Source organism: Arachidicoccus ginsenosidivorans (genome assembly GCF_007971385.1).
In the GTDB taxonomy this organism is placed as follows: Bacteria; Bacteroidota; Bacteroidia; order Chitinophagales; family Chitinophagaceae; genus Arachidicoccus; species Arachidicoccus ginsenosidivorans.
The window spans coordinates 3,817,556-3,833,476 of record NZ_CP042434.1 but is presented as its reverse complement, the minus strand read 5'-3'; the positions used below and the strand labels follow the sequence as shown (position 1 = coordinate 3,833,476).

Annotated in this window: 17 protein-coding genes and 1 pseudogene; 3 read left to right on the top strand and 15 right to left on the bottom strand. The window is 42.8% G+C overall.

Going from position 1 to position 15,921, the window contains the following annotated elements:
* Positions 1-7: 7 nt before the first annotated feature.
* The 15 genes and pseudogenes from FSB73_RS15395 to FSB73_RS15335 all read right to left on the bottom strand — a co-directional run bounded on the left by FSB73_RS15395 (position 8) and on the right by FSB73_RS15335 (position 13,944).
* A complete protein-coding gene (locus FSB73_RS15395; RefSeq protein WP_262712653.1) occupies positions 8-1,885 on the bottom strand; it encodes a M13 family metallopeptidase in 1,878 nt (625 codons plus the stop codon).
* Positions 1,795-2,073: a hypothetical protein gene (locus FSB73_RS15390; protein WP_146784100.1), complete on the bottom strand. Its 279-nt coding sequence runs from the start codon at positions 2,071-2,073 to the stop codon at positions 1,795-1,797. The genes FSB73_RS15395 and FSB73_RS15390 overlap by 91 nt, the downstream gene beginning before the upstream one ends.
* Positions 2,074-2,175: 102 nt before the next feature.
* A pseudogene (locus tag FSB73_RS26815) lies at positions 2,176-2,777 on the bottom strand (chorismate synthase).
* A gap of 11 nt (positions 2,778-2,788) precedes the next feature.
* Positions 2,789-3,175, bottom strand: a complete 387-nt coding sequence (locus tag FSB73_RS26805; RefSeq protein ID WP_262712345.1) for a chorismate synthase — start codon at positions 3,173-3,175, stop codon at positions 2,789-2,791.
* 63 nt (positions 3,176-3,238) lie between these two features.
* On the bottom strand, positions 3,239-3,829 hold the full coding sequence (locus FSB73_RS15380; RefSeq protein ID WP_394344854.1) for an HAD hydrolase-like protein: 591 nt from the start codon (positions 3,827-3,829) through the stop codon (positions 3,239-3,241).
* Between the two features lie 78 nt (positions 3,830-3,907).
* Positions 3,908-5,266: a 3-phosphoshikimate 1-carboxyvinyltransferase gene (gene aroA, locus FSB73_RS15375; RefSeq protein WP_146784094.1), complete on the bottom strand. Its 1,359-nt coding sequence runs from the start codon at positions 5,264-5,266 to the stop codon at positions 3,908-3,910.
* 13 nt (positions 5,267-5,279) lie between these two features.
* Positions 5,280-6,320, bottom strand: a complete 1,041-nt coding sequence (gene aroB / locus FSB73_RS15370) for a 3-dehydroquinate synthase (RefSeq protein ID WP_146784091.1) — start codon at positions 6,318-6,320, stop codon at positions 5,280-5,282.
* Between the two features lie 107 nt (positions 6,321-6,427).
* Entirely contained in the window at positions 6,428-7,516 is a 1,089-nt protein-coding gene (locus tag FSB73_RS15365; protein WP_146784088.1) for a chorismate mutase, read from the bottom strand.
* A gap of 73 nt (positions 7,517-7,589) precedes the next feature.
* Positions 7,590-9,284, bottom strand: a complete 1,695-nt coding sequence (locus tag FSB73_RS15360) for a DEAD/DEAH box helicase (protein ID WP_146784085.1) — start codon at positions 9,282-9,284, stop codon at positions 7,590-7,592.
* 47 nt (positions 9,285-9,331) lie between these two features.
* The gene (locus FSB73_RS26800) at positions 9,332-9,871 is read right to left on the bottom strand and encodes a prephenate dehydrogenase/arogenate dehydrogenase family protein (RefSeq protein ID WP_262712651.1); all 540 of its coding nucleotides are present in this window, start codon (positions 9,869-9,871) and stop codon (positions 9,332-9,334) included.
* Positions 9,766-10,236, bottom strand: coding sequence for a prephenate dehydrogenase/arogenate dehydrogenase family protein (locus tag FSB73_RS26795; RefSeq protein WP_262712344.1), 471 nt, complete (start codon positions 10,234-10,236; stop codon positions 9,766-9,768). Before FSB73_RS26795 ends, FSB73_RS26800 begins: the two co-directional genes overlap by 106 nt.
* A 30-nt stretch (positions 10,237-10,266) precedes the next feature.
* Positions 10,267-11,442: a pyridoxal phosphate-dependent aminotransferase gene (locus FSB73_RS15350; protein ID WP_146784082.1), complete on the bottom strand. Its 1,176-nt coding sequence runs from the start codon at positions 11,440-11,442 to the stop codon at positions 10,267-10,269.
* A 15-nt stretch (positions 11,443-11,457) separates the two neighbouring features.
* Positions 11,458-12,312 (bottom strand): prephenate dehydratase, encoded by an 855-nt coding sequence (locus FSB73_RS15345; RefSeq protein WP_146784080.1) that lies wholly within the window; start codon positions 12,310-12,312, stop codon positions 11,458-11,460.
* Between the two features lie 514 nt (positions 12,313-12,826).
* Complete coding sequence (locus FSB73_RS15340; protein ID WP_146784077.1) at positions 12,827-13,177, bottom strand: DUF805 domain-containing protein; 351 nt, start codon at positions 13,175-13,177, stop codon at positions 12,827-12,829.
* A 527-nt stretch (positions 13,178-13,704) separates the two neighbouring features.
* Positions 13,705-13,944, bottom strand: coding sequence for a hypothetical protein (locus FSB73_RS15335; RefSeq protein ID WP_146784072.1), 240 nt, complete (start codon positions 13,942-13,944; stop codon positions 13,705-13,707).
* Positions 13,945-14,097: 153 nt separating this feature from the next.
* Between FSB73_RS15335 and FSB73_RS15330 the strand changes: the two genes are divergently transcribed.
* From FSB73_RS15330 to FSB73_RS15320, 3 genes are all read left to right on the top strand, one after another.
* Complete coding sequence (locus FSB73_RS15330; RefSeq protein WP_146784068.1) at positions 14,098-14,664, top strand: RNA polymerase sigma factor; 567 nt, start codon at positions 14,098-14,100, stop codon at positions 14,662-14,664.
* 7 nt (positions 14,665-14,671) lie between these two features.
* Positions 14,672-15,004, top strand: coding sequence for a hypothetical protein (locus FSB73_RS15325; protein ID WP_146784065.1), 333 nt, complete (start codon positions 14,672-14,674; stop codon positions 15,002-15,004).
* A gap of 170 nt (positions 15,005-15,174) precedes the next feature.
* Positions 15,175-15,768 (top strand): S1C family serine protease, encoded by a 594-nt coding sequence (locus tag FSB73_RS15320; protein WP_146784062.1) that lies wholly within the window; start codon positions 15,175-15,177, stop codon positions 15,766-15,768.
* Positions 15,769-15,921: the final 153 nt, after the last annotated feature.

Genomic DNA, 15,921 nt, shown 5'->3' with positions numbered 1-15,921 from the left:
AAAAATATTACCATATCCGAACCCGGTTTTCTGGAGCGATATACATTTTATCACCAGGTTTCACATCAAAAGCCTGATAAAAAGCATCCACATCCGAGAAAGGACCATTAACCCGGTATTTAGCGGGTGCATGCACATCGGTCAATAAACGCTCTGCCAGCGTTTCCGGACGGATCGAGTAAAGCCAACCCAGGGCATAGCCCATAAAAAACCGTTGAGCAGGCGTATAGCCACCGATTTTTTTGCCCGACTGATACGCCTTGGTCTTTTTAAAAGCCTCCCAACCCAGTAAAATCCCTCCTAAATCTGCTATATTCTCCCCTAGTGTTGCCTGTCCGTTGATATGCAGGCTGTCAACTGGCATATAATGATTAAACTGCCTGACCATTACTTCGGCTCTTTGCTTAAAGCCAGCCGCATCCTCTTGCGTCCACCAATCACTTAGATTGCCCGCTGCATCATAGAGTCTGCCCTGGTCATCAAAACCATGGGTGATTTCATGACCGATGGTAGAGGCACCGGCATAACCATATATGGTGGCATCATCTAGCTGATCATCTTTTTTGCCAGGCACGGTGAAGATACCTGCCGGCAATACAATTTCATTATTAGCCGGATTATAATAGGCGTTATAGGTCTGGGGGGTCATGCTCCACTCAGTGCGATCTACCGGTTTTCCCAATTTAGCGACTTCATAAGCATGCCACCATTTAAAGGCTGCCACAATATTTTTCACATAAGGTTGCTTGCTAATCCGCATGGCTGAAAAGTCCTTCCATTTATCCGGATAACCTACTTTGGCCGTTATTTTGGAAAGCTTATATAAAGCTTTCCTTTTGGTCGTATCGCTCATCCAGTCCAGCCGCTCAATTCGGTCTTTTAGGGCCCCACGAATATCTTCTACCAACTTTGTATAACGCTGTTTGGCTTTTTCAGGAAAATAAGCTTTGACAAATAATTGTCCCAGCGCCTCACCCATACAACTTTCCTCCGTTTCCAGCACACGGCGCCATCTGGGCTTTTGACCTTTGAGGCCGTTCATTGTTTTGCCATAAAAATTAAAATCTTCCTCTTCCAGACGAACATTCACATATTTGCCCAGCCGGTGAATCAGGTGCCATTTCATATAAAGCTGCCAATCTGTTATTGGCACACTGGCTAATAAGGCGTCTAATTCTTTAAAAAACAGTGGCTGCCCAATAATGACCGTATCTGCAGGTATTGCTGCGCTTTTAAGGTAATTTTCAAAATTAAACGTATGGTATTGGTGGCCTAGATCACTGACCGAAAACTTATGGTAATTCTTATAAGGATCTCTTAGATCCTCCAGGGGGAGACTGGCGGTAGCCAGTTGTTTTTCAATCGCATATACTTTTTGGCCTGCAGCAGTGGCCTGCTGTCTATCCATACCTGTAAGGGCCAACATCTGACCGATATGCGTGATATAGGCCACTCGGATAGCGGAGGTTCTGGGATCATTTTTTAAATAATAATCCCTGCCAGGCAACCCCAGGCCTCCCTGGAAAAACTGCATCAGCATTTTACTACTGTTTTTGTCATCCTGACCAATGTACCCTCCCAGTAATGCACCCACACCCTCTGCGGCCAATCTGCCGCTTACAGCAACCAGATCTGCAGGTGTACGAATAGAGTCAATCATGGCGAGCTCCGGTGTCAGCACGGCTATACTTTGCGTAGCCAGTGCCCCTGAATCCATACCACTGTTATAAAAAGCCGCAATTTTCTCACTAATGGCACCGTTTGGGCTGTTTTTCCCATCACTGTCAGCAGTTTTTACGGCATCTTCATTGATTTTTTTGAGTCGTTTATATAAATCGTCCTGGACTTCATTGCCAATACCCCAACTTTTATAAGCCGGTGGGATCGGATGACGCTTAATCCAGCCTCCATTGGCAAAATCAAAAAATCATCCTGCGGACGGACGGTGGTATCCACATGTGCGGCCAGAATATCTGTCTCATGCTGATCTGAAGACCCACAGCTAGCAAAAAAGGCACAGCCCACAAGTAGCGACGCTGTACCCAATAACAAATTTTTAGTAAGATTTTGCATCCCTTATTCGGCTTATTTAATTGAAGGTTTAGATTACACAGCAATAAAAATAAACTTTTTCGCTCGAATGCAAAATAAAGAAACGATTTAACGTTCGTTTTCTTATTTCCAGATCCGGTCCACTTTACCGGCCAGCATCATCAGATCCAATAAAACAATGGCTGTCATTGCTTCCAGGATAACGGGAGCTCGTAGGCCTACACAGAGATCATGTCTTCCTTTGACAGAAAATTCAGAGACTTCGCCACTTTCCCAGTTAAGCGTGTTTTGCACTTGTGGCGTGGAAGACGTAGGTTTTACGACAATTCTGTAAACCAGCTCATTGCCATTGGTGATACCGCCCACTACCCCACCTGCATGGTTGGTTCTGGTCGTACCATCCATATCGATGATCGCATCATTGTGCTCCAGTCCATACATGGCTGCTGCCGCAAAACCAGTACCGAATTCTACGCCCCTAACGGCCGGTATGGCCATAGCCGCATGAGCTAGTTCGGATTCTACGCTATCAAAAAAAGGCTCTCCCAGCCCAATGGGTAGTCCGGTGGCCCGGCATTCAATGATAGCACCGACACTGTCCTTTTTTCGATGGCTTTTTGTAGTCCGGCTTCGATATCTTTATTGCCACCGATCTCAGTGACTTTTGCCTCAATCTTAATACCACTGGGAGCAAGTATTTTTTTTGCAATGACACCAGCGGCCACAATACCTGCTGTCAGGCGAGCACTAAAACTGCCGCCGCCCCTAAAATCTTCAAATCCCCAAACTTCTCATGAGCAACAAAATCAGCATGACCTGGTCTTGGATGTGAACGGTGTTTTTGATAGTCCTCAGAGCGGGTATTGTTATTTTCAAATAAGATGGTGATCGGCGCTCCTGTGGCAAAATCATTAAAAATGCCACTTTTAAAAATGGGCAAATCATCTTCCTTCCTGGGCGTCGCTCCTTTTTGCTTGCCGCCTTTGCGCCTTTCCATATCTGGTATAAAATCATCCACGGTCAGCGGCAATCCAGCCGGTACCCCATCGATATTAATCCCCACACTTGCTCCATGAGATTCTCCAAAAATATTGAGCCTGAATAATCTGCCAAATCCGTTCATAATATAAATATAATGGTCGTATATAAAAGAATCTTAATTGAATCTTGTTAATAAAAATTGAATTTACTTTTCCAGCAATGCCAGTAACTTTGCTTTAGTACTATCCAGATCTGTATGAATAATCCCTTTTATGCCCAGTAATCCAGCCACCTGGACAAACATAGGTCTGTCATCCAAATACACCACTTCATCGGGGTGCATCTGTGCGATATCCAGCGCCAATTTGAATATATCTTCATCCGGTTTACGAATATGCACAAAACTACTGGAGATAAATGCATCCACAAACTGATTCAGCCCAAAGTGACGGATCCGGTGGTCATTGAGTTCCCGGCCTTCATTGCTGACCACCACTATATGCAACTGGTATTTTTCTTTCAGGTCTTTAATGAGTTCAATCATTTCTGGAATCGCGGCACTCTGGGCATACATAAATTCCTTAAAATCCGCTTTGGTAAAGTCCCTTGTGGTGTAAAACACCGTCCGGTCCAGGTATTGATCTAAGGTAATTTTACCGGACTCATAGGTATCAAAAGTCAGGTGATGCCTTTCATTGAGTTCTTCGGCATCCAGACCAAAGGTGGATACCGCCAGCGCACGTTTGTTTCTGTCCCAGCCGTTGTTTAACAACACACCGCCAATATCTGTAAAAATGGCTTTGATCTTTTTTCGGATTGCTGGGGTTGTGTCATATTGTGGTATTTTTAAATGGTTCTATGTTTGTACTGTATATTAATCACTTAAAGTTACGCCTAAGTTTTCAAGATGCCGGTAAAAATTAGGATAAGACTTTTTCACAGCAGCGGCCTCCTCTATGGCTACAGGACCAGTTGCCCCCAGTGCTGCTACGGCAGCTGCCATGGCAATACGGTGATCATGTCTGGAATGCGTTGTAACGTCACCTTTCAGTGGCTTTCCTCCTTCAATGATCATCAAATCATCCTGCAGGTCGATTTTTACGCCAAGTTTGGCAAATTCCTGCTGCAAAGTAAGCGCTCGGTTGCTTTCTTTGTGTGCCAGTCGACTAACCCCTTCTATGACTGTCTTTCCCTGGCAGTAACAAGCCAGCGCGACCAGTGGCGGAAATAGATCAGGACAATCTGTAGCGTCAAAATGAAAAGCTTTAAGGCGCATGTCACCCGCGGCAGGTCCGATTTCAATCAAATCACTGGTGACAGACAACTGACAGCCCGTATCGGCCAGTGCTTTAAGAACCGCTTTATCGGCCTGGGTACTTTGTGGGTCCAGGCCACGAATCGTAATGGGTCCCTTGATAGCTCCTGCAACCAGTAAAAATGCGCCACCGCTCCAATCACCCTCTACCTGATAGGTAGTAGTGGTGGTGGTATTAGTGTTAGTAGTAGTACTTGCTTTCCCCTTAGGAGAATTACCAAAATAAAAACTTTCGTAATGATTATTTTCAGGCACTTTTAAGCCAAAATCAGCCATAACCTTTAAGGTCAGATCAACATAAGGCCTGCTTTTTAAATTGGTCACAAAAATCGTCACATCCGTCGCATCCGCAGCTGCGTAGGCCAGTAGTAGCCCTGTAAGGAACTGCGAACTCAATGAACCGTCTATCGTAATATCTTTAGGCAAGAGTGGCCCTTGAATATCCAGGGGAAGCCTTCCCTCATGACTTTTAATTTGAACATTCAATTTTGGCAAGGTCTGATCAAAAAAATCCATTGGGCGGGTGAGCAGGCTGCCCTCGCCTTGAATATGTGTCACCCCGGATCTTAGTGCAGCGATGGAAGTAAACATTCTAATACCCAATCCACTCTCTCCAAAATGAACGGTGATCTCCTTATCTTGGGAGGCTTCCATTTGCAGACTGTTTGCTGTCACCAACAAAGCCCCCGAAGTTTCTTCCTTTGTAACAGTAGCCCCCAAAGCTTCAATTACACCAATGGAAGCCTGATCATCATTGGAGATACCAGGATTTAAGATGCGTGAGGAGCCCCCACTGACAAGGGCTGCAGCAGCGGCTCGCTGCATAGAGCTCTTGGAGGCCGGTGCTGTAATTTCCCCTTTAACAGGCCCCGGATGGATCCGAACCAGGTAGGGTATCTCTATCTTTTCAAAAGTCATTGTCGTCTTAAAATTATTTATTTGAAATTGCTTTCCCACCCATCGCTTCTACAACAGGAGCGATCTGGTCCATAGACAGCGGTTTATGGATGGCTTTGCCTATTTTTTCCAGCAGCACAAAATGAATCTGATCTTTAACGCGTTTTTTATCGGAGCGCATTTTAATCAGTGCATCCTTTGGATCATAATCATAATAGGCTGGCAACCCGTAAGCCTTTACCAGTTGAATGATTCTTTCTGACTCCTTAAAATCCAGTACCGCTTTTGACAAATAAGCAGCGACCACCATACCGATGGAAACTGCAGATCCGTGTGGTAACTGATAGGTGTTTTCAATGGCATGCCCCAAAGTATGCCCAAAATTAAGTAGTTTTCGATCGCCCTTTTCCGTTTCATCTTCCTGTACGACTTTCGCCTTAATCAAGACATTGCGCTGGATGAGTTTGCTTAACAGTTCAGGGCTTTTTTTAAATGCCTTCAGTGAGTGCGCTTCCAGTAATTTAAACATGGCTGCATCTTTGATGCAGGCATGTTTGATAATCTCTGCGAACCCTCCTATCCACTGATCATGCGGCAGTGTCTTCAGCAGACTATAATCATAGAGCAAGAATTTGGGTTGGCGGATAATACCGGCCATATTTTTAAAGATACCGACATCTACACCATTTTTGCCACCAACCGATGCATCCACCATGGCTAATACAGAGGTTGGAATAAAGCCAAAGTCGACGCCTCTTAAATAAATGGAGGCCACAAATCCCGCGATATCAGTCGTCACGCCTCCTCCCATACCAATGATCGTGGATTTTCTATCGGCACCTGCCTCAATCAGCTGACCGATCAGCTGCTGTACGGCATCTATATTTTTATAGGCTTCCCCTGCTTTGATCAGCAGTACATTCCAGCCTTTTAATTTCTTCTGATAATGGTGATAGACGTTGTCATCGGTAATAATAAAGGTGGCGTTTTTATCCACCAATTTATCCAAACTTTCCAGGCTACTGTCAAAATGAAAAATTGTTTCGCCTGAGCTATATTTTATTTTCTTTTTCAAGGGCTTTTTCTTTAAAGGGTACCAAAGAAGAGCCACCCTTAAGCAGAGGTGCTTAGGGTAGCTTCTTTGAAAATAGTACAGCCATTACAGATGCTATTTATCTGTCCTTAATCGTTCATCACTTTATTTTGGTGTGCGATACTTTCCATATGAATCGCATCAAAATATTTGGTGATAAAATCCTTGCTTAATCCTTTTTTCTCACCTTTGATAACCGCTTTTTCCAGAATTTCATTCCAACGGTTGGTCTGCAGGATGGTGATTCCATTTTCTTTTTTGTACTGTCCTATCTGATCGGCGACTTTCATGCGCTGAGCGATCAGCTGAATCATCTCATCATCCAAATGATTGATCTGCTGGCGATATTTTTCAAGTGTTTCATGATCCATTGCATGAACGGTTTCTTTGCGCCATACAATCTCATCTAACATGGCACCCAGTCTTTCAGGGGTGACTTGTTGTTTAGCATCGCTCCAGGCTTTATCCGGATCAATATGAGATTCAATAATCAGACCATCGTAATCCAGATCAATGGCTTCCTGAGCAACCGCCACCAGATTGTCTCTGCGGCCACAGATATGAGAAGGGTCATTGATGAATAAAAGTTCAGGATAACGGCGTTTCATTTCAATGGCCAGATGCCACATTGGCGCATTACGGTATTCACTGTTACCATAAGAAGCAAAACCACGGTGGATTAACCCGATATCTTTAATACCTGCACGGTCAATACGTTCCACGGCTCCAGTCCAAAGTTCCAGATCCGGATTGATTGGATTTTTGATCAGTACCGGCACATCAACACCACGCAGTGCATCGGCCAGATCCTGAACACTGAATGGGTTTACAGTGGTTCTGGCGCCTAACCAAAGAATATCCACTCCAAAATGCAAAGCATCCTCTGCCTGTTTAGGTGTGGCGACTTCTACAGCTGTCAGCAGTCCAGTAGCATCTTTTGCAGCCTGTAACCAAGGGAGCCCCTTCGTACCAATCCCCTCAAAACTACCCGGACGGGTTCTGGGTTTCCAGATACCGGCACGCAGTACATCTACTTTTCCGGTGGCTTTCAGGCCAAGGGCGGTGGCCATCACCTGTTGTTCTGTCTCGGCACTGCAAGGTCCTGAGATAATCAATGGGCGCTTTTTCAACACCTGCAAAACCTTTTCTTTTTGCGCTGCAATGTTTGCTGTTTCCATTATTAATGAATTTACAAATGATTAATGATGATTTATGTAACTATTCAAAGTTTTAAATTTGTTTGCTTTTTAATTAACGACGACCTCCTGTTTCTGCATCATTCATACGAATTTTGCGTCCTTTAAACTTTTTGCCGTCCAGAGATCTGACCATCTGTGTGGCTGCATTTTTATCGATTTCTACCCAGGAATTCATCTCCTTCATATCAATACGACCCAATACATCCTTTCTAAGATCACTCATATCCAGGATAAACTGCAGGAAACTGGCTTTATAAAAACCATCTTTGGTGCCGATATTGATAAATAATCTGGTCGTGTCCCCCTGAAAATCCCGGTTATCTCGATCTTTTCTTTGACCACGGCGATCATTATCTCCACCCCGGTCTCTGCGGTCCCTTCCTGTCTGGCGGTCTCTTCTGTCTGCTCTGTTTTCACCGGGTCTGACATTGAGATCTCCTGCATTTTCATAGTACTGCAAAAAGCGGTCAAATTCCAGTGCAGCCACTCTTTTGAGCACTTCTTCTTTGGAAATGTCCGCAAATCTCTCTTCCAGCATCGGGACATATGATTCATAATCCCCGTGTGAGACATCTGCGCTCAACAGGCGGTCCATAAAAGAAAAGAACTGTTTGCGACATACATCCTTTCCGGAAGGAATTTCCATTTTATTGAAAGGTGCCTGAACGATTTTCTGAATCTGTTTTAAGCGGTAGCTTTCTCTGGAATGGATAATACTGATACAAATACCAGTAGACCCTGCCCGGCCTGTACGACCACTTCTATGGGTATATACTTCTACATCATCGGGCAATTCATAGTTGATGACATGGGTAATTTCCTTTACATCAATCCCACGGGCGGCCACGTCTGTTGCGATTAGTAACTGCAGGCTGCGGTCACGAAATTGTTTCATCACCCTGTCACGCTGCGGTTGGGTCAGATCACCGTGCAATGCATCGATATCATAACCTTCACGCGTGAGTTTTTCGGCAATATTCTGGGCATCAGCCTTGGTGCGGGTAAAGATGATACCGTAAATTCCGGGATTAAAATCAATCAATCTTTTTAAGGTCTCATAACGGTGTTGTGCTGCCGTTACGTAATATTGATGGTCAATGCTGGTATTGACCGTATTGGCCTTGCCGACAGTGATTTCCACAGGATTATCCATGTATTTTTTAGATACTTTGCGGATTGCTGCGGGCATGGTCGCACTAAACAACCAGGTGCTTTCTCTGATCGGCGTATTTTTCAAAATGAATTCAATGTCATCTTGAAAGCCCATATTGAGCATTTCATCTGCTTCATCGAGTACGACATACTGGATTTTTTCCAGATTCACGGCCTTGCGTTCGATCAAATCGATCAATCTGCCAGGTGTGGCGACTATGATCTGCACCCCTCTTTTGATATCACGGATCTGCAGGCTGATGGAGGCACCTCCATATACAGCAACCACATTAATCTCTTTCATGAATTTTTTAAATCCGACGATTTCTTTGACAATCTGTAAACAGAGTTCTCTTGTCGGACAAACGATCAGGGCCTGAGGATATTTCTTATCCTCCTTAATAATACTGAGCAGCGGTAATGCAAATGCTGCTGTTTTTCCTGTTCCAGTCTGTGCCAGACCGATCAGGTCTTGTGTTGCGCCAAGTAGTACAGGAATTGCCTGTTCTTGAATTGGCGTTGGGTGGATGTAACCTAATTCGCTGGTAGCCTTTACCAAGCGATCATCCAGGCCCAGTTGTTCAAATGTAATCATTATATGTGTTTATATTGCGTGGCCCCTTCACTGAGGACACGACTTGTTTACGCTTTATTGATGAGTCCCGCAGGCTGATTTTTATCTTGCTGCTTTTTATCCAACACTTTTTTAATTTTGTTAGAGGACTCAATCAGTTCATTTAAATAAGTCCAGTTTTCTTTTTCTAAAGAAGACTTGAATTTTCTGAGCTGGCTGATATATTCATTTAAAACATCCAGCACATTCTCTTTATTTTGTTTAAAAACCGGCACCCAGGTCTCGCTATTGCTCTTGGCAAGCCTGACTGTACTCTCAAATCCGGAGCTGGCCAGATTAAAAATAGTTTCTTCTTCCTTTTCTTTTTCAAGAACCGTGTTAGCCAGTGCAAAGCTCGATATATGTGCAATATGGGAGACATAAGCCAGATGAGTATCATGACTTAAACTGTCCATATATACAAGGCGCATACCCAGGCTCCGCAATAAATGCTCTATGAGCGCTAATGCATCTTTATCACTGTCCTTTTGGTCACAGATGATATTAACCACTCCTTCCAGCACGTTTCTGCGGGCTGCTTCCGGTCCACTGAATTCAGTCCCCCACATCGGGTGCGCAGGCACATAGCGGCCTCTTTTGGGATGACCCGCTGCTGCGAGCACCAAGCCTCTTTTGTAGATCCGACATCGGTAATTACCTGCCTGTCCGTCATATCCAGTATCTGGGGCAACAGCGTCGCCGCCGTCGTGACAGGAACTGCCAGGATTACGAGATCTGCTGCTTTTACCGCCCTGTCAAGCGGTAACAGTTCATCGATGATGCCCAGTTCCAGCGCTCTTTTGCTGTGCGCTTCATTATTATCTACACCTATTATATAGCTGGTCAATCCCTGGTCTCTTAAAGCCCAGGCCATCGTGCCTCCAATAAGTCCCAGCCCGATAATCGTTGTTGTTAAATGTTGTTTTTGTTCCATTGTTTGTCTGGCCCTTTTAATTGCTGGCCCTTAATTTTGCGCTTGCTGCATTTTCTCTACTCTTGCGATAGCCGTTTCAAAGCGACTAATGTCGCCACAAAGGCTGATCCGGATATACTTATCTCCTTCAGAGCCAAATATGCCACCGGGTGTTATAAATACATCAGCACCATATAGCACCTCATCTGCCAACTGATAGCCGTCCTTATATTTTGCAGAAATCTTAGCCCACATAAAAAGGCCGACCTGGCTTTTATCAAAACGACAATCCAACAGCGTTAATAGCGCTTCTACTTTCTTTCTTCTTTCGCTATATATTTTATTGATTCCATCATGAAAATCCTTATCCAGTGTCAGTGCTTTAGCTGCTGCCAATTGCAAGGGTAAAAACATACCGCTGTCCATATTGCTTTTAAAGCGCAAAATTTCCAGAATCCGCTGTTCACTTGCCAGCAGCATCCCCAGACGCCAACCAGCCATATTGTGTGATTTGCTCAGGGAATTTAGCTCAATAGCCACCTCCAATGCACCTGGTACACTCAATAAACTAATAGGATGATCATTTAAGATAAAGCTATAGGGATTATCATGTACCAGCAGGATCTCGTGTCTTTTTGCAAAACCTATTAATTTTTCAAAAAGCTCCCGGCTGGCCGCCCTGCCCGTAGGCATGCCGGGATAATTAACGAACATGAGCTTGATTTTAGCAAAATCCAGCTTTTCCAGTTTTTCAAAATCAGGTTCCCACCCGTTTTCTTCTGTTAAGGCGTAAGTAACCGCCTCAGCACCTGTCAGGGCCACATTACTAGCATAGGTCGGATATCCAGGATTGGGAACAAGTACCTGATCGCCTGGATTCAAATAAGTCATGCAGATATGCATGATCCCCTCTTTGGATCCCATCAGGGGAAGGATTTGCTTTTCGGGCGCGACGTCTACTCCATACCATTTTTTGTACCAGTCGGCAATTGCCTGTCTAAAGGCTGCCGCGCCTTTATAGGATTGATAGCCATGCTGACCTGGCTTTAAAGCCTCCTCGTATAAGGTGGCAATGACTGCCGGATCCGGCGGCAGATCAGGGCTGCCAATGCCTAGATTGATAATATTTTTGCCTTCCCTATTCAGGCTTTCTATCTCTCTTAATTTCTTAGAGAAATAGTATTCCTGAATCCCTTGTAATCTGTCTGCTACTTGTACCTGACTCATAAAATAAAATGTCGCTTATATTGTCTTACCTTTTCTGTAAATCCCATTAATGCGCAGCTCTTCTGTGAGCGGGCGAATCAAATCCAGCGCCAGCTCAAATTTGTCTCTGCTGTCAAACTCCATATCCGCATGAAAGCTGTACTTCCAATCGCTGCCAGGAATAGGGAAACTCTGCAGTTTACTCAGGTTAATATCCACTTCGTTGATTTTATTCAGGACTTTAGCCAGGCTTCCTTTGGAGTTATCCGTATGAAAATAAATGGAGGCCTTATTGGCATCCGGAATATCTATGGCGTCTTCCTCTCTGCTTAGGATCAAAAAACGGGTATAATTGTTTTTGAGGGTATGTATATTGGGCGCGATCAGCTCCAGATCATAAATCTCCGCTGCCAGTTTACTGGCAATGACAGCTACATGCGGGCTCTTGCTTTTACTGAGTTTGCGGGCGCTGAGCGCGGTATCTTCTGTTTCTACCAACTTCCAGTTATAATCATCCAAAAATTTAAAGCACTGTTGAATGGCCATGGGATGAGAATGAACTTCCTTAATATCCTCCAGGCGAACACCGATGGAGACCATCAGGTTTTGGCGGATCAAAAGATATACTTCACCAACAATTTTCAACTTGCTTTTTTGCAATAAATTGTAATTGGGTAGAATACTGCCGGCAATGGTATTTTCAATGGCCATAATGCCGCCATCACTTAATTTTTTATCAGAGGTGACTTTTACTACATCACGGAAAGTGTCGCATGCGATGACTTCAACTTGTTTGCCATAATAATATTGAGCTGCTTCCTGATGAAAGCATCCCTCATAGCCTTGTATCGCTATTTTTTTGGGGGCAGTATTACTTTTACGAGATTCCATAGTTGATTATAATAATTCTGTTTAATTATGTTGTTTTAAAACAAAAATCCCGACACCTAAATGATCGGGATGGGTTATTTATGTTTAAGATGATTCACGTAGTACAACACCAGCCCTATTTCTTTCTAAAATAAAAGAAACTAAAAAAGCCAAAATAAAAGGTGAAGGACTGTGCCATGGGTGTTCTTTATGTCTCTTGATACTTATTAAGTATTTTTTATATACTTTTTTTTATTTATTATCGGGGTCAAAGGTACATACATAATTTATATCCACAAATTTTTTTTTGGATTTAACAAATTGACCTGATTTTCAGGCTGACATCGACCATTGCGCCACATCCTTCCAACCCCATATTATCCTCCTAAAATACCGACATTTGTAGACGGTTCGTGACAAATGGGAAGCAATTTTAAAAGAAAATAGCCTGCGGGATCGCTTCGAAATTTAAAATCGTGGATTATTTGAACAAAGAAAAGATAGCTGCAACAGACAATTATACCTCCAATAGCCTTTAACCGCCATTAAGACTTTGTCCGTCCTGGGGATCCATGCCATATTGATTCTTTCCTTTTTCCCCACTTTTTATCAGCATATAGATAAAAAAACCGGGAATCAACTGGAACCAGCCGCTGAGTCCAACATCATGACAGCGTTTGGTTCCTTCAGCAAGTGTTAGCAGTCCCACGGGGGCGAGTGCCAGCAAATAGATGAGTAAATCTGATAAGACGGGGACAACCTGATCGCTGTAATTCCCGAAGATAATTGTCGTGATTACCATATAATAGACAAACTGAATCAACAGCATAAGGCCATATTCAGTTCTACGAATACGTCCTTTAAAGGAAAATGGATTTTTAAACATGCAGTTAAATACATTTGGGTGAATAGTCCATCCTAATTACAAAGCTCAAATAATTCAATCATCATACTTCTGGAGCCTTTTAGGTTCTTTTTAAAGATCTCAGTGATCGTCCTTTTAAAAGATAGACTTCATATAAAATCAAATATACAACTAACAATCAAATAATTATAAAGTTTTCCTTTCATTTTTCATTAAGACGCTCCCCATTGAAATTGCCCATAAAAAAAGCCCTCCCTAAGAATAAGGACGGCCTCTAACGATTGCTTGCCATATGAAAAATCTTTCATGTACCCTGCAATTTTCAGCTTTAAATGACCGAAAATCCACGAAGTACACCTATTTAATAAGTCTATAATAAGTCAAATTCGTGTAGATGGTGTTAAATAGTCTTCACGACTATCTGTTTGGTTTTACAACTGAACGCACCATCTTGTTAAAGGTAAAAGGAGTTAAAGCGCAAATAATTGATCGTTAACGAATTAACTCCTTTTCACTTTTATTTCTGTGATAGATCTGGTCTACTAAAATTATTTAGTAGCAGCGTCAGCAGCAGCTTTTACTGAATCAGCAGCAGCATTAACGTCAGCTTTTGCAGAATCAGCAGTAGCGTTTACAGAATCAACTGCAGCGTTAGCTGTAGAATCGATAGATTCTGTAGTAGCATTTGCTAAAGAATCAGCGCTAGCAGAAGCATCAGAGTTTGCACCACCGCAAGCAGCAAAAGATAAACCTAAACCTAATACAGCAACAAATAATAACTTTTTCATCTTGTTTTTAATTTAATTTTTGTTTTGAATTTTCAGTTATTAATACCCCAATCTGAAAAAGGTAACCCAGTAATTTTATTTTTTCTAAAAAATTATTTTTCGGCTCGAATTTGGGTTACTTTTAGGCACATTTTAGCATTAAAAGTAGACCTGGTGAATTCAGATCAGAAAGAACAACAATTATTACGTGGATTGGTTGAAAACGATACAAAATCAGTCCAATCCATTTATGCAGCCAATTTTAGCCTTATTCAGGCATTGGTGCTGAATAATAACGGTTCCTATGACGATGCACGTGATGTATTTCAGGAAGCAATGGTGATTTTATACGAAAAAGCCAAAAAAAGCGATTTCAAACTGACCTGTCAATTGAAGACTTATCTGTATGCAATTGCTAAAAGATTATGGCTCAAGAAATTAAAGCATCATGGGTTATTCGTAAGCAATACAGATCTTAGTTTATTGGAACCAGTGATCGCGGTGGAGGAAGATCTGGAGATGGCAGAAAGGAAGAACGCCGAGTTTGAGGTGATGGAATCTGCCTTTGCAAAATTGGGGGAACCTTGCAAAAGTTTGTTGGAGGCTTTTTATTTACAGAAAAAGTCTATGTCGGATTTAGTGGAGATTTTTGGCTATACCAATACGGACAATGCCAAAACTCAAAAATATAAATGTTTAATGCGGCTTAAAAAGCTGTTTTTCGCACAATATTCAAAATAAAGAGATCATGAGCGAACAATTATTGATAGAAAGTCTGGAGCGTTATTTCAATGATGAAATGCTGCCCGAAGAGAAGGCTTATTTTGAACAAAAGCGCCTGGAAAACCCAGAGCTGGATCAAATGGTCGTCACGCACAAGATTTTCATGGATAAGATGGCGCAGTTCGCTGAGCGTAAAAAGCTGATGAACAGCCTAAGCAGCACACATGACTATTTACTGGAAAAAGGCGCCATTGCAGAAGATCAGAAAAAGATTTCCAAAGGGAAACTCGTGCAGCTTTGGCATCGCTATAAAAAACAACTGCTATTGCGGCCTGCATCGCAGGACTTACAGCGCTGATAATCAGTGGAGTCATTTCAACTTTTGGCACCGCCAGCCGCCAGACAGTCGAATTATTAAGCCGCGATATTGAACAGCTTAAAAAGAATCAGGATTATCAATATAGTCAAATTAAGGAAGCAACCAAATTACCCGAAGGAGCTGTTGTTAAAAGTGGTGGCTCTGCCTTTATGATTGATGGCAAAGGCTACTTACTGACCAACGCCCACGTACTAAAAGGAAGCAGTGCGGTGGTTGCCAACGCACAAGGACAAGAATTTAAAACATCTATCGTCTATGTAGATCACATGAAAGACCTGGCTGTTTTAAAAATAACTGACAGCGACTACGAACCGGTTAAAACCCTCCCTTATGACCTAAAAAGTACCAGTGTGAGCTTAGGAGCTGATGTCTTTACCCTGGGTTACCCGCGTAATGATATCACCTATAATAAAGGTTATCTGAGTGCTTTATCCGGATTTGATGGTGATACCTCTACTGTACAGATTTCTTTACTGGCCAATCCCGGGAATTCAGGAGGACCTGTATTTAATAAATATGGCGATATTATCGGTATTCTCAGTACCAGAGAAGCCAATGCACAAGGGGTTACCTTTGCTATTAAATCCAAAGAAATTGTCCAATCTCTGGAAGACTGGAACGACAAGGATACCAGTGCGATCCGTGCTTCTGCACTGCGTAGTAGCCATAATTTAAAAGGGATTACCAGAGAAAACCAGCTTTTGTCCTTACAACAATACGTTTATAACGTAAAAGCCTATTGATTGATCTAAATGCATCTAAATTAATTTCAATAAACAAGTAAGATTCAAATGGAGCGCTCCTTTTATTCAAGGGCGCTCATTTTTTTGTAAGATCCTAAGCGCCGTTATACAATTACTGGCGGCCATTATTAACAGACGCTGGCCTTTGAAAAG

Excerpts from the sequence above, each read along its gene's own strand:
- FSB73_RS26795 (WP_262712344.1), bottom strand. The coding sequence starts at position 10,236 with ATGGAACAAAAACAACATTTAACAACAACGATTATCGGGCTGGGACTT.
- aroA (WP_146784094.1), bottom strand. The coding sequence starts at position 5,266 with ATGACTTTTGAAAAGATAGAGATACCCTACCTGGTTCGGATCCATCCG.
- FSB73_RS26805 (WP_262712345.1), bottom strand. The coding sequence starts at position 3,175 with ATGAACGGATTTGGCAGATTATTCAGGCTCAATATTTTTGGAGAATCT.
- FSB73_RS15325 (WP_146784065.1), top strand. The coding sequence starts at position 14,672 with ATGAGCGAACAATTATTGATAGAAAGTCTGGAGCGTTATTTCAATGAT.
- FSB73_RS15350 (WP_146784082.1), bottom strand. The coding sequence starts at position 11,442 with ATGAGTCAGGTACAAGTAGCAGACAGATTACAAGGGATTCAGGAATAC.
- FSB73_RS15320 (WP_146784062.1), top strand. The coding sequence starts at position 15,175 with ATGATTGATGGCAAAGGCTACTTACTGACCAACGCCCACGTACTAAAA.
- FSB73_RS15360 (WP_146784085.1), bottom strand. The coding sequence starts at position 9,284 with ATGATTACATTTGAACAACTGGGCCTGGATGATCGCTTGGTAAAGGCT.
- FSB73_RS15390 (WP_146784100.1), bottom strand. The coding sequence starts at position 2,073 with ATGCAAAATCTTACTAAAAATTTGTTATTGGGTACAGCGTCGCTACTT.
- FSB73_RS15365 (WP_146784088.1), bottom strand. The coding sequence starts at position 7,516 with ATGGAAACAGCAAACATTGCAGCGCAAAAAGAAAAGGTTTTGCAGGTG.
- FSB73_RS15335 (WP_146784072.1), bottom strand. The coding sequence starts at position 13,944 with ATGAAAAAGTTATTATTTGTTGCTGTATTAGGTTTAGGTTTATCTTTT.
- FSB73_RS15340 (WP_146784077.1), bottom strand. The coding sequence starts at position 13,177 with ATGTTTAAAAATCCATTTTCCTTTAAAGGACGTATTCGTAGAACTGAA.
- FSB73_RS26800 (WP_262712651.1), bottom strand. The coding sequence starts at position 9,871 with ATGTGGGGGACTGAATTCAGTGGACCGGAAGCAGCCCGCAGAAACGTG.
- FSB73_RS15345 (WP_146784080.1), bottom strand. The coding sequence starts at position 12,312 with ATGGAATCTCGTAAAAGTAATACTGCCCCCAAAAAAATAGCGATACAA.